13 protein-coding genes are annotated in these 11,811 nt (G+C 70.8%); 11 read left to right on the top strand and 2 right to left on the bottom strand.

All coding sequences use genetic code 11. The features are described 5' to 3' along the window. The first annotated feature begins 22 nt into the window (after positions 1-22). The gene (locus ABZ463_RS32315; protein ID WP_362781842.1) at positions 23-556 is read left to right on the top strand and encodes a MarR family transcriptional regulator; all 534 of its coding nucleotides are present in this window, start codon (positions 23-25) and stop codon (positions 554-556) included. Here the strand turns inward: ABZ463_RS32315 and ABZ463_RS32310 are convergent. After that, a complete protein-coding gene (locus ABZ463_RS32310) occupies positions 542-1,207 on the bottom strand; it encodes a WYL domain-containing protein (protein WP_362781839.1) in 666 nt (221 codons plus the stop codon). The genes ABZ463_RS32315 and ABZ463_RS32310 overlap by 15 nt on opposite strands. 114 nt (positions 1,208-1,321) lie before the next feature. Here ABZ463_RS32310 and ABZ463_RS32305 point away from each other — a divergent pair, with 114 nt between their 5' ends. The 9 genes from ABZ463_RS32305 to ABZ463_RS32265 all read left to right on the top strand — a co-directional run bounded on the left by ABZ463_RS32305 (position 1,322) and on the right by ABZ463_RS32265 (position 9,759). Next, entirely contained in the window at positions 1,322-1,756 is a 435-nt protein-coding gene (locus ABZ463_RS32305) for a hypothetical protein (RefSeq protein ID WP_352016384.1), read from the top strand. Positions 1,757-1,765: 9 nt separating this feature from the next. Further along, entirely contained in the window at positions 1,766-2,926 is a 1,161-nt protein-coding gene (locus ABZ463_RS32300; RefSeq protein WP_362781835.1) for a glutathionylspermidine synthase family protein, read from the top strand. A 51-nt stretch (positions 2,927-2,977) separates the two neighbouring features. Further along, the gene (locus ABZ463_RS32295; RefSeq protein WP_352016382.1) at positions 2,978-3,454 is read left to right on the top strand and encodes a DUF350 domain-containing protein; all 477 of its coding nucleotides are present in this window, start codon (positions 2,978-2,980) and stop codon (positions 3,452-3,454) included. 189 nt (positions 3,455-3,643) lie between these two features. After that, a complete protein-coding gene (locus tag ABZ463_RS32290) occupies positions 3,644-4,753 on the top strand; it encodes a helix-turn-helix domain-containing protein (RefSeq protein WP_352016428.1) in 1,110 nt (369 codons plus the stop codon). Between the two features lie 117 nt (positions 4,754-4,870). Further along, the gene (locus ABZ463_RS32285; RefSeq protein ID WP_362781831.1) at positions 4,871-5,767 is read left to right on the top strand and encodes an ACP S-malonyltransferase; all 897 of its coding nucleotides are present in this window, start codon (positions 4,871-4,873) and stop codon (positions 5,765-5,767) included. Further along, complete coding sequence (locus ABZ463_RS32280; RefSeq protein ID WP_352016380.1) at positions 5,764-6,720, top strand: beta-ketoacyl-ACP synthase III; 957 nt, start codon at positions 5,764-5,766, stop codon at positions 6,718-6,720. The genes ABZ463_RS32285 and ABZ463_RS32280 overlap by 4 nt, the downstream gene beginning before the upstream one ends. Before the next feature lie 75 nt (positions 6,721-6,795). Next, a complete protein-coding gene (locus tag ABZ463_RS32275; RefSeq protein WP_352016379.1) occupies positions 6,796-7,035 on the top strand; it encodes an acyl carrier protein in 240 nt (79 codons plus the stop codon). Between the two features lie 57 nt (positions 7,036-7,092). Next, on the top strand, positions 7,093-8,325 hold the full coding sequence (gene fabF / locus ABZ463_RS32270; protein WP_352016378.1) for a beta-ketoacyl-ACP synthase II: 1,233 nt from the start codon (positions 7,093-7,095) through the stop codon (positions 8,323-8,325). Positions 8,326-8,337: 12 nt separating this feature from the next. Beyond that, the gene (locus tag ABZ463_RS32265) at positions 8,338-9,759 is read left to right on the top strand and encodes a carboxyl transferase domain-containing protein (RefSeq protein WP_352016377.1); all 1,422 of its coding nucleotides are present in this window, start codon (positions 8,338-8,340) and stop codon (positions 9,757-9,759) included. 248 nt (positions 9,760-10,007) lie between these two features. Here ABZ463_RS32265 and ABZ463_RS32260 read toward each other — a convergent pair whose 3' ends face one another. Next, on the bottom strand, positions 10,008-10,502 hold the full coding sequence (locus ABZ463_RS32260) for a DUF3145 domain-containing protein (protein ID WP_352016376.1): 495 nt from the start codon (positions 10,500-10,502) through the stop codon (positions 10,008-10,010). 201 nt (positions 10,503-10,703) lie between these two features. Between ABZ463_RS32260 and ABZ463_RS32255 the strand changes: the two genes are divergently transcribed. Further along, positions 10,704-11,756 (top strand): S8/S53 family peptidase, encoded by a 1,053-nt coding sequence (locus ABZ463_RS32255; protein WP_352016375.1) that lies wholly within the window; start codon positions 10,704-10,706, stop codon positions 11,754-11,756. Positions 11,757-11,811: the final 55 nt, after the last annotated feature.

Below are 11,811 nucleotides of genomic sequence, written 5' to 3'. Positions count from 1 at the left end.
GGGAGAGAGCTATCCTCAATCCATGGCACCGGGAGACAGCGCCGGACGGGACCACGTCGACGAGATGATGGAGGGGTGGCGAGCGGAGCTGCCCGAGGCCGCGACCGTCCAACTGGAGATCATCAAGCGTGTCGGGCGGCTGAAGTCCATGGTCGAGGAGGTCACCCAGACCGTGCTCGGCGAGTACGGCCTGACCTACGCCGAGTTCGACGTGCTGGCGACGTTGCGCCGGGCGGGCGCCCCCCATCGCCTCAAGCCCAGCATGCTCGCCTCCCGTTCCTCGCTGACCACCGGCGGGACGAGCAACATTCTGCAGCGGCTGACCGCCGCCGGGCTCGTCGAGCGCGAGCCGGACCCGGCGGACGGCCGCAGCTCCTGGGTGTGCCTGACGCCGCTGGGCGTCCGGCGGGCCGAGGAGCTCGCCCTGGCCACGACCGAGGCGCACGACAACCTCCTGGCGGGCGTCTCCGAGGAGAGCGCGCGGACCCTGGCCGACCTGCTGCGCGAGGTGCTTCTCACGCTCGGCGACCGGGCGGGCGCCTCACGCCGGGGCTGACCCCCATCCCAGACCCTCGGCCCAGTCGGCCGGGTGCCCGGGCGCCGCCTCACCGGTCTCCTCGGCCCTGCCGACCCGGTCGAGCCTGAAGGCGCGGACGTCCTGCCTGAGCCTGCACACACCCACGAGATACCAGTGCCCGCCACGCCCGCCGACCAGGACCGTCGGTTCGACCTCGCGGACGCTCACCCGTCCACGCCGGTCCTCGTACTCGATCCTGAGCACCCGCCCGTGCAGCAGCGCCCGCTCGACCACCGCCGAAACCCGGGGATACGGCTCCGCCTCGGCGGCCGTGCCCGGCCGTACGGCCGGCTCCCGCGCCCCCTGCGCGGGCAGCGCGGCCTCCAGCTTGCGCAGGGCGTCCCGGGCCGGCCCCTCCTCCTCCCGGGAGAGCGCGGCCACGACCGCCGCCGCCTCCTCCCGGGTCAGGCCGAGCGGACCCAGGGTCATGCCCTCACCGAGAAGGTAGCCACCGTCCCCGTCCGTCCGCGCGCGCACCGGCACACCGGATCTTCGCAGGTCGGAGACGTCACGTTCGACCGTACGGGCGCTCACCCCGAGCCTGACGGCGAGCTCGCCCACCGGCAGGGCCTCGGGCGAGGCGGCGCGGAGTTCCCCGAGCAGAGCGTGCAGCCGGTCGGTACGGTTCACACTTGTCACGTTACGCGTCGATACCGACACTCCCCACTTTTCCCGCCCCAGTTGGGCAGTTGAACACACAAAACAGCACCGATACCCTGTGTCGACGTATCTCATTGGAGCCCGATGGCCGCAAGTCCGAAACACCCCCTGGCCGCCGGCCGGAACTCCGGCGGAAAGCACGACGTCACCCCCTCGGGGTCCAAGGCGACGAAGGTCATCACCCTCACCGGGATCGGTGTCGTCTCGCTGCTCCTGATCGGCTACTGCTCGGCGCAGGACGACTACGAGGAGGTCGGGGCCGAGTGCGTCGACCTCAACAGCTACCAGCCGGACGGCTCGTACACGGTCGTCGACGAGGACTACTGCGACGATGACGACGAGAGCAGCTACCACGGCTCCCACGGCGCCTACCGGTGGTACTACGGCGGCGTGAGGACGGGGACCCGGATCGGCCACGGCACCACGGTGCGTCCCTCCGACGTGCGGATCACGACCCGCAAGGGAACGGTCATCCAGCGAGGCGGCTTCGGGAGCCGCTGGGGCAGCGGCGGAAGCTGACCCGGGCGGATGAGACGCGAGACCTCGCCTCCCCGCGACGGCTGGGAGGCCATCATCGAGAGCCAGGGGCTGGCCTATCACCGCACGGCCCATCCCGGCGGCCTGGATCGCCCCTACTGGGACGAGGGCGCGCACTACGTCTTCTCCATGGACGAGGTGCTCAGCCTTGAGGCCCAGGTGGAGGAACTGCACCGGATGTGCCTGCACGCCGTCGAGCACGTCGTCGAGCGGGGCCGCTACGCCGACTTCGCCGTGCCGGAGTGGGCGGGGCAGGAGATCGCCGACTCCTGGCGGCGCGGCGACCCCCACCTGTTCGGCCGCTTCGACCTGCGTTACGACGGAACCGGCCCGGCCAAGCTGCTCGAGTACAACGCCGACACCCCGACCAGCCTGCTGGAGAGCTCGGTCGTGCAGTGGTTCTGGCTGCGTGACCGCCATCCGGGCGACGACCAGTGGAACTCCATCCACGAACGGCTCATCGACCGGTGGCGGCAGATAGCCGAGGGGCTGCCGACCGGGCCCTCACACTTCGCCTGGACCAGGATGGACGAGACCGGTGAGGAGGCGATGACGATCGCCTACCTCCAGGAGACCGCCGAGCAGGCGGGGCTGAGCACGATCGCCGTGGCCATGGAGGACATCGGCTGGGACGGCCTCAACCTGCGCTTCGTCGACATGGAACGCCGGGTGATCCGCTCCCTGTGCAAGCTGTACCCCTGGGAGTGGGCCGTCGCCGACCCCTTCGGCGCCAGGGCGGTGCGCCAGCAGGTCTCCTCGACCTGGATCGAGCCGCTGTGGAAGATGCTGCTGTCGAACAAGGCGCTGCTCGCGGTGCTCTGGGAGCTGTACCCCGGCCATCCCAACCTGCTGCCCGCCTACCTCGACGGCCCCCGCGACCTGACCTCCTACATCGTCAAGCCACTGCTCGGCAGGGAGGGCGCGGGCATGCGGATCGTCACCCCCGGCACGAGCGTCGAGACCCCGGGCGACTACGGCGCCGAGGGGCACGTCCACCAGGAGTTCCAGGCGCTGCCGCTCTTCGACGGCTGGCGTCCGGTGCTCGGCGCCTGGGTCGTCCACGACGAGGCGGCCGGGGTCGGCATCCGCGAGACATCCGGGCTCGTCACCGACGACACCTCATCCTTCGTCCCGCACCGCATCGAACTCTGAGGCCCCCTCGGCTCCGCCTGAAAGCCCAGAAGAGCCCGAAAAGAGAGAACCATGATCCCCACCCCTCAGCCGCTCGCCATCGCGGGCACGGAGACCGTCTCGCTCGCCGAGACCCTCGGCCGCGGCGCCCTCGCCATCGCCTCCTACGCCGTGCTCGGCGTGATCCTGCTGATCATCGGCTTCTATGTGATCGACCTCGCCATCCCCGGCAAGCTCAGCAGGTTGATCAGGGTCGACCGCAATCCCAACGCCACGATGCTCACCGCCTCCGGCCTGACCGCCGTCGGACTGATCGTCGCGGCCTCCATCTGGTCCTCCGGCGGAGCCCTGCACGAGGGACTGCTGGCCACCCTGGTCTTCGGGCTGGCCGGCATCGCCGTGCAGACGGTGGCGATGCTCGCCTTCGACAGGGTGGTCGGGATCTCCGTCCGCGAACTCGTCACGGAGTCCGACCTGCAGCCGGGCACACGTCTTCTCGCGGTTACCCACGTGGTCATCGGGCTGATCACGGCCGTCGCCGTCATCTGACCGCCCCCGGGATCGGCGCTCGGGCCTCCGGCCGCGGCTGGCGCATCCCTCGCGACCTGGCACTCTTATCACGTGAGGGAGCGGAGCGAGAGAGCCAGCAGACACAGCGACGCCGTGGCAGGGGCCGGGCAGGGGGATCTCGCCTCGGACCGGATACGGCAGGACACCACCCGCAGGCTGGAGCGGGCCATGGGAACGCTGGGAACGGCCGCCATGTCGAGGATGGACGAGCGGCTGATGTGGTTCCGCGCCCTGTCCGCCGAGGACAGGTCGTGGGTCGGGCTGGTCGCCCAGGCGGGCATCGCCGCGTTCGTCGAGTGGTTCCAGCACGCCGGAGAGGGCCGCCTGACCCCCAGCATCGAGTTCTTCGGCACCGCGCCGAGAGAGCTGAAGCGCTCCATCTCGCTGCAGCAGACGGTCGACATCGTCCGCATGGTCGTCGAGGTCGTCGAGGCGCAGACCGGGGAGCTGGCCGCGCCGGGCGGGGAGGCGCAGCTCCAGCAGGCGATGCTCCGCTACACCCGTGACGTCGCCTTCGCCGCCGCGCAGGTCTACGCGCGCGAGGCGGAGGCGCGCGGCGCCTGGGACGCGCGCCTTGAGGCGTTGATCGTGGACGCCCTGGTCAGGGGCGAGGTCGACGACGGCCTGCACTCGTGGGCCGCGGCGCTCGGCTGGACCTCCTCCCCCGTCGTCGTGCTGGCCGGGCAGACGCCGGACGACGACCCGCAGGCGGTGATCGACGGGCTGCGCGACCGGGGCCGCAGATCCGGCCTCGACATGCTGGCCGGTGTCCAGGGCGGCCGCCTGATCGTGATCGTCGGCGGCGCGGACAGCGTCGGCGCGGCGGCCAGGCACGTGGTGCCGCGTTTCGGCCCCGGCCCCGTCGTGATCGGCCCCGAGGTGAACGACCTGCAGGCGGCCGCCAGTTCGGCCAGGGCCGCGATAGCCGGGCTGCGGGCGGCGGCCGGCTGGCCGGACGCCCCCCGGCCCGTCCACGCGGAGGACCTGCTGGCCGAGCGGGCCATCGACGGTGACGCCGACGCGAGGGGCCAGCTGATCGAGAACGTCTACGTCCCGCTCGCGGGCACGCCCCTCCTCGACACCCTGGCGACCTATCTGGAGCAGGGCACTTCCCTGGAAGCCACGGCCCGGTTACTGTTCGTGCACCCGAACACGGTTCGCTACCGCCTGCGGAAGATCACCGAGCTGACGGGCTACCAGCCGACCGAGGGCCGCTCTGCCTTCACGCTGCAGGTCGGGCTCATTCTCGGCCGCTTGTCCGAGACGGACGTCACATAGTGGTTTGCCGGTAATCTCCAAGAAACCTCCGTTGTAGGCTTCCTACAAGAGAGTGAACACAAAGTTCGTCAGAATCCCTATCCGTGTAGCGAAGTTCTACAGGGCACGCTGGGGTTCGTGCTCGTACTCGTCGCGCCGGGCCAAGGCGCCCAGACTCCAGGCTTCCTGACCCCGTGGCTTGAGCTACCGGGTCTGGCGGACCGCCTGTCCGCGTGGTCCGACCTGATCGGTCTCGACCTGATCTCCTACGGGACCACCGCGGGAGCGGACGAGATCCGTGACACCGCGGTGGCTCAGCCACTGCTCGTAGCCGCCGGGCTGGCCGTCGCCGAGGTCCTCGGGGCCTCCCCCGACGTCGTCGCCGGGCACAGCGTGGGCGAGCTGACCGCCGCCGCGCTGGCCGGGGTGCTGACCCCCGAGCAGTCCCTGACCCTCGTCCGCGAGCGCGGCCTGGCCATGGCCGAGGCCGCCGCGGTCACCGAGACCGGCATGATCGCCGTCCTCGGCGGCGAGGAGGAGGACGTGCTCGCCGCCATCGACAAGCACGGTCTCACCCCCGCCAACGTCAACGGTGCCGGGCAGATCGTCGCGGGCGGCACCCTGGCCCAGATCGAGGAGTTCAAGGCCGACCCGCCCGCCCGTGCCAGGCTGATCGCCCTGTCGGTCGCGGGCGCCTTCCACACCGAGCACATGGCCCCCGCCGTCGACCGTCTGCGTACGGCCGCCGCCGCCATCACCCCGAACGACCCCGCCGTCACGCTGCTGTCCAACGCCGACGGCGCCGCGGTCGCCGGCGGCGCCGAGTTCGTCGAGCGCCTGGTCAACCAGATCGCCAACCCGGTCCGCTGGAACGCCTGCATGACGACCATGGCCGACATGGGCGTCACCACGATGATCGAGCTGACCCCCGGCGGCACCCTGACCGGCCTGGCCAAGCGCGCCCTGCGCGGCGTGAAGGCCGTCCCCCTGAAGACCCCCGACGACCTGGACGCGGCACGAGAGGCCCTCAAGTGAAAGTACGGCAGGGCGCTCCGGGCGCGAAGATCCTGGCACTGGGCCACTACCAGCCGTCCAACGTGGTCACCAACGACGATCTCGCGGCGACCATGGAGACCAACGACGAGTGGATCCAGAGCCGGGTCGGCATCAAGGAGCGCCGGATCGCCCCCGCCTCCGAGTCCGAGATCGACCTCGCCGTGCAGGCGGGCGGCAAGGCCCTGGCCACCAGCGGGCTCTCGGCCTCCGACATCGACCTGGTGATCGTCGCCACCTGCACGCTCGAAGCCCAGATCCCCAACGCCGCCGCCAGGGTCGCCACCCGCCTCGGCATCGAGTCTCCGGGCGCGTTCGACGTGAACACCGCCTGCTCCGGCTTCTGCTACGCCCTGGCCGTCGCCGACGACGCCATCCGCTCGGGATCGGCGACCAACGTCCTGGTCATCGGCACCGAGAAGCTCTCCCAGTGGATCGACTGGACCGACAGGAGCACCGCGGTGATCTTCGCCGACGGTGCGGGAGCCGCGGTCGTCGGCCCTTCGCAGACCCCGGGCATCGGTCCCGTCGTGTGGGGCAGCGCGGGCGACAAGTCCGAGGCGATCATGATCAAGGACCGCGCCTCCCACCTGACCCAGGAGGGCCAGACGGTCTTCCGCTGGGCCACCACGGCCCTGCACCCGGTGGCCAAGCAGGTCTGCGAGGCCGCCGGAGTCGACCCCGCCGACCTCGCGGCCTTCGTGCCCCACCAGGCCAACCTGCGCATCATCGAAGCCATCGCCCGCAAGATCGGCGCGGAGAACGCCGTCATCGCCAGGGACATCGTCCTGGCGGGCAACACCTCCGCCGCCTCGGTCCCGCTGGCCCTGTCCCGGATGGTCGAGCGCGGCGAGGTCCAGTCGGGCGGACTCGCCCTGCTACTCGGTTTCGGCGCCGGCCTCACCTATGCCGGCCAGGTCGTCGAGATCCCCTAGAGCTTGTACGGCTCCGGCCGTGCAAAACCCAAGAAGACCCAACATCACCACCCAATCCCAAGGAGAACACTCGACATGGCCCTGACCGAGCAGGAGATCCTCGCTGGTATCGGCAAGATCATCAACGAGATCACCGGGATTCCGGCCTCCGAGGTCAGCCCGGAGAAGAGCTTCGTTGACGACCTCGACATCGACTCGCTGTCCATGGTCGAGATCGCCGTCGCCGCCCAGGACGAGTTCGGCGTCGAGATCCCCGACGAGCAGCTCAAGAACCTCAAGACCGTCAAGGACGTCATCGGTTTCATCCAGAACTGAGAAAGGTCTCTGGACACCTACCGGCTTCGGCCCGCGAATCACAAGGAGCGCAAGACAGTGAACACAGACCAGGTACGCGTCGTCGTCACCGGGCTCGGCGCGACCACGCCCCTCGGTGGGAACGTCGCCTCGTCCTGGTCGGCGCTTCTCGCCGGTCAGTCGGGGGTTCGCAACCTCACCGAGGACTGGGTCGACTCAGTCCCGGTGAAGTTCGCAGCCGCGGCCGCCGTGGACCCGACCGAGGTTCTGCCCCGGCCGGAGGCACGGCGGCTGGACCGCGCGGAGCAGTTCGCGCTGGTCGCGGCCCGTGAGGCCTGGGCGCACGCCGCGATCGACAAGGTCGACCCCGAGCGTCTCGGCGTGGTCGTCGGCAGCGGCATCGGCGGCATCACCACGGTCCTGGCCGCCTACGACACCTTCAAGGAGAGGGGCTGGCAGCGACTGTCGCCCTTCACCGTGCCGATGCTGATGCCCAACGGCGCCGCAGGCTGGATCGGCATCGAGATCGGCGCCCGCGCCGGCGTGCACGCGACCGTGAGCGCCTGCGCCACCGGTGCCGAGTCGATCGGATACGGCATCGAGATGATCCGCTCCGGACGTGCCGACGTGGTGGTCGCGGGCGGCACCGAGGCGGCCATCCACCCGCTGAACATCGGTTCCTTCGCCGCCATGCGCGCGATGTCCACCCGCAACGACGCGCCCCACCTCGCCTCGCGGCCCTGGGACAAGAGCCGTGACGGATTCGTGCTCGGTGAGGGCGCCGGCATCGTGGTACTGGAGTCCGAGGAGCACGCCCTCGCGCGTGGCGCCAAGATCTACGCGGTGGCGGCGGGCGTCGGTTACTCAGCCGACGCGCACCACATCGCCCAGCCCGAGCCCCTCGGCGCGGGCGTCATGCTGGCCATGCGCCGCGTCCTGGAGAACTCCGGCCTGACCGGTGCCGACATCAAGCACATCAACGCGCACGCGACCTCCACCCCCGCGGGTGACGTGGTCGAGACGGTTGCGATCAGCGAGGTCATCGGCAACCACCCGCTGGTCACCAGCACCAAGTCGATGACCGGGCACCTGCTCGGCGGCGCCGGTGGCATCGAGTCGGTCTTCACCATCCTGGCGCTGCACGAGCGGATCGCCCCCGCCACGATCAACATCGACGAGCTCGACGAGGGCGTCGAGGTGGACATCGTGCGTGACAAGCCGCGCGCGCTGCCCGACGGCCAGATCGCCGCGATCAACAACTCCTTCGGGTTCGGCGGACACGACGTCGCCGTGGCCTTCACCAGCATCTGACAGGAGCCCGTGATGACTGTGCTCGACAACAGGGTGGTGAACGACGCCTCTGACAAGGAGGCCGACGATCCCCGCGACCCCCAGGTGCGTCTGGCCGCCCTCCTCGACGAGGGATCGATCAGGCTGATCTCTCCTGTGGACCGCAGCGGGGCGCTGGCGGCGATGGGTCGCGTTGAGGGCGTCCCCGTCGTGGTCTTCGTCAGCGACGCCCGGATGCAGGGCGGCGCGATGGGCAGCCAGGGGTGCGAGCACATCGTGCACGCCTACGACGTCGCGGTCCGCGAGCGGGTCCCGATCATCGGCGTGTGGCACTCCGGCGGCGCTCGGCTCGCCGAGGGCGCCGAGTCGCTGCACGCGGTCGGCCGTGTCTTCGCCGCCATGACCCGGGCCTCCGGAGTCGTCCCGCAGCTCTCCGTGGTCGTCGGCCCCGCGGCGGGCGGCGCCGCCTACGGCCCCGCGCTGACCGACATCGTGATCCTGGCCGACGAGGGCCGCATCTTCGTCACCGGCCCCGACGTGGTGCGCAGCGTCACCGGCGAGCAGATCGACATGGCCGCCCTCGGCGGCCCAGAGCCGCACAGCAAGCGCAGCGGCGTGGTCCACATCGTCACCAAGACCGAGACCGACGCCTACCTGCAGGCCCGCCGCCTGGCGGTGCTGCTGGGCCACCAGGGCAGGGTCCGCACCGACCTCGACGAGGTCGACTTCTCCGACCTGCTGCCGGACAACCCCCGCCGCGCCTACGACATCAAGCCGCTGGTCAAGGGACTCCTGGACGAGCCCGGAGTCGAGTTGCACGCCAAGTGGGCGCCGAACGTCGTCACCACGCTCGGCCGTCTCGGCGGCCGGACCGTCGGCGTCGTCGCCAACAACCCGATGCGTCTCGGCGGCTGTCTCGACGCCACCTCGGCGGAGAAGGCCGCACGGTTCGTCCGTATGTGCGATGCCTTCGGGGTGCCGCTGGTCGTCCTGGTCGACGTCCCCGGTTACCTGCCCGGCGTCGGTCAGGAGCACGACGGTGTGGTCCGCCGCGGCGCCAAGCTCCTGCACGCCTTCGCCGAGGCCTCGGTCCCGCGCGTCACCCTGATAACCCGCAAGGCGTACGGCGGCGCCTACATCGCGATGAACTCCCGCTCCCTGGGCGCGACCAAGGTCTTCGGCTGGCCGACCGCCCAGATCGCGGTCATGGGTGCGGTCGCCGCGGTGCGCATCCTGAAGCGGCGCGAACTGGCCGCCGCCCCTGAGGACGAGCGCGCCGCGCTTGAGACCAGGCTCGCCGAGGAGCACGAACTCCTCGCGGGCGGGCTCCAGAGGGCCATCGAGATCGGCGTCATCGACGAGGTCATCAAGCCTGAGGAGACCCGGGGAGCCATCGCCAAGGTGCTCGCCCAGGCGACTCCGGCCCGGGGCGCCCACGGCAACATCCCGCTGTGACCTGATCCCGCCGTCACACCACGCTTCTGCGACGCCCCCGCGCGGCTCACGCCGCCGGGGGCGTCGTGCTTTCCCCGGTTCCGGGAAGGCCCGCGGCGGCCCCGGACGGTGCCGCGCCCGCGCAGGACCTCACCCCGGGAGGGAGCGCGGGCGGGTGCTCCACCGCCCGTTCGGGGAAGCGCTCTCCGGGGGGCGAAGCCGTAGGAGGGGGACGCCGGGGCGGTCACCGTCCGTGACGGGCCGCCGGGTCACACCGCGGCGTGCAGCCAGCGGACCGGGGCGCCCTCGCCCGCGTAGCGGAAGGACTCAAGCTCGGCGTCCCACTGTTTGCCGAGCATGCGATCCAGCTCCTCCTCAAGGACCACCCTGCCCTGGCGGGCCATCAGCATGGCCGAGCGCAGCCGGTCCTCGGGGATCAGGATGTCGCCCGCGGCCCCGATCACCGCCGTGAAGGCGCCGAGTGAGGGGGTGTAGGCATTGCGTGACCCGTCGGCGCCTGGTGTGGCGTCCTCCGTGATCTCGAATCGGATCCGTTGCCAGCCCATCAAGGACGAGGTGATGGCCGCCGCGGTTCCCGGCCGCCCCTCCCACTCGGCCTGGGCGCGCACGTGACCGGGCGCGGCGGGCTGTGGAGTCCAGGTCAGGTCTACGGGCACGCCAAGGACACCTGCGACCGCCCATTCGATATGAGGGCACAGCGCAGGCTGAGCTGAGTGGACGTAGAGCACGCCACGAGCAGACACCGGACCTCCCGTTTCGTACGAGGTGCGCCTTCCCCAACGGCCTCGCCAGGATGATCACAAGTGACTGAAGGAAGACTACCGTCGGTTGTGACGCCGCACCAGAGGGGGGTCATACCGAGATGTTGCGACGCGCAGACGCGTCTGCGGCATCCTCTGAAAGGAAAACACCCATCGACCTGGTGATCAACCCTGGAGTACCGGATGGACGCCGACATCACCCGTGTGGAGCCCGTCGCGGGAGTGATCTCCCTGATCAGGCCCGGCCAGTTGCTCACCGACGCCCTCGGCGCGGAGGCCGCCGAGCGGTGGACGATCGCGGTCGCCGAGACCGACGGAGTCTTCCGCGTACGGCTCTCGCCCGGCGTGGACGTCTGCGAACTGGTGGCCACGCTACGTGACCAAGGTCACAGTGCGTCACCCAACCATGTGCTGGTCGGCCAGCCCCTCTTCTTCGGCGGCCCCGCCTCACGGCCCTTCCCCGTCGACCCCGTCCCCGCGCCGGGAGGAAGCCCCGGAAGCGGGGTGACCGTCGCGGTCGCCGACACCGGCCTCGCCCCGCATCCCTGGTGGCGGGAACGGACCTGGTTCGGGGAGGGACGGCAGGAGACCGAGGTTCCCGACACCGACCGCGACGGCCTGCTGGACCCTCAGGCGGGGCACGGCACCTTCGTCACCGGTCTGGTGCTGCGCGCGGCCCCCGGGGCACGGATCCGCCCACTACGGGTGCTGGACGGCCGGGGCCTGGGAGACGAGGCGGCGCTGTTGCGCGTCCTGGGCAGGCTCGCGAACGATCCACCGCAGGTGCTCAACCTCTCCCTCGGCTGCCACACCTTCGACGACAGGCCCTCCCCGCTGGTCGAGACCGCGCTGGCCGGATTGTCCTCGACCGCCGTCGTCGCCTGCGCGGGCAACACGGCCTCGACCCGCCCGTTCTGGCCCGCCGCCCTGCCCGGAGTGGTCGCGGTGGGCGCGCTCGACGCGGCCGAGCAGGCCAGAGCCCCGTTCTCCGCGCACGGCCCGTGGGTGGACGCCTGGACACGCGGCGAGTGGCTGCGCAGCGCCTTCCTGCGCCATGGAGCGTTCCGCGGCTACGCCGGATGGAGCGGGACCTCCTTCGCCGCGGCCGTGGTCAGCGGAGCGATCGCCGCAGCGACCGGGGAGCGTACCCCGAAGGAGGCGGCGGCCCACGTTCTCGATCCCACCCGCAACCGGCGAATTCCGGATCTGGGGGTCGTCGTGCCCACGCCAAGGTAAAGTCTCACCCAAAGTCTTCACGCGAACACGAAATGTGTTCGCCGTGGTCTCGGAG

Origin of the sequence: Streptosporangium sp. NPDC020145 (assembly GCF_040631275.1) — a bacterium.
Classification (GTDB): domain Bacteria; phylum Actinomycetota; class Actinomycetes; order Streptosporangiales; family Streptosporangiaceae; genus Streptosporangium.
This window is presented reverse-complemented; position numbering and strand designations above follow the sequence as displayed.

Excerpts from the sequence above, each read along its gene's own strand:
- ABZ463_RS32305 (WP_352016384.1), top strand. The coding sequence starts at position 1,322 with ATGGCCGCAAGTCCGAAACACCCCCTGGCCGCCGGCCGGAACTCCGGC.
- ABZ463_RS32300 (WP_362781835.1), top strand. The coding sequence starts at position 1,766 with ATGAGACGCGAGACCTCGCCTCCCCGCGACGGCTGGGAGGCCATCATC.
- ABZ463_RS32290 (WP_352016428.1), top strand. The coding sequence starts at position 3,644 with ATGGGAACGCTGGGAACGGCCGCCATGTCGAGGATGGACGAGCGGCTG.
- ABZ463_RS32295 (WP_352016382.1), top strand. The coding sequence starts at position 2,978 with ATGATCCCCACCCCTCAGCCGCTCGCCATCGCGGGCACGGAGACCGTC.
- ABZ463_RS32275 (WP_352016379.1), top strand. The coding sequence starts at position 6,796 with ATGGCCCTGACCGAGCAGGAGATCCTCGCTGGTATCGGCAAGATCATC.
- ABZ463_RS32265 (WP_352016377.1), top strand. The coding sequence starts at position 8,338 with ATGACTGTGCTCGACAACAGGGTGGTGAACGACGCCTCTGACAAGGAG.
- ABZ463_RS32315 (WP_362781842.1), top strand. The coding sequence starts at position 23 with ATGGCACCGGGAGACAGCGCCGGACGGGACCACGTCGACGAGATGATG.
- ABZ463_RS32255 (WP_352016375.1), top strand. The coding sequence starts at position 10,704 with ATGGACGCCGACATCACCCGTGTGGAGCCCGTCGCGGGAGTGATCTCC.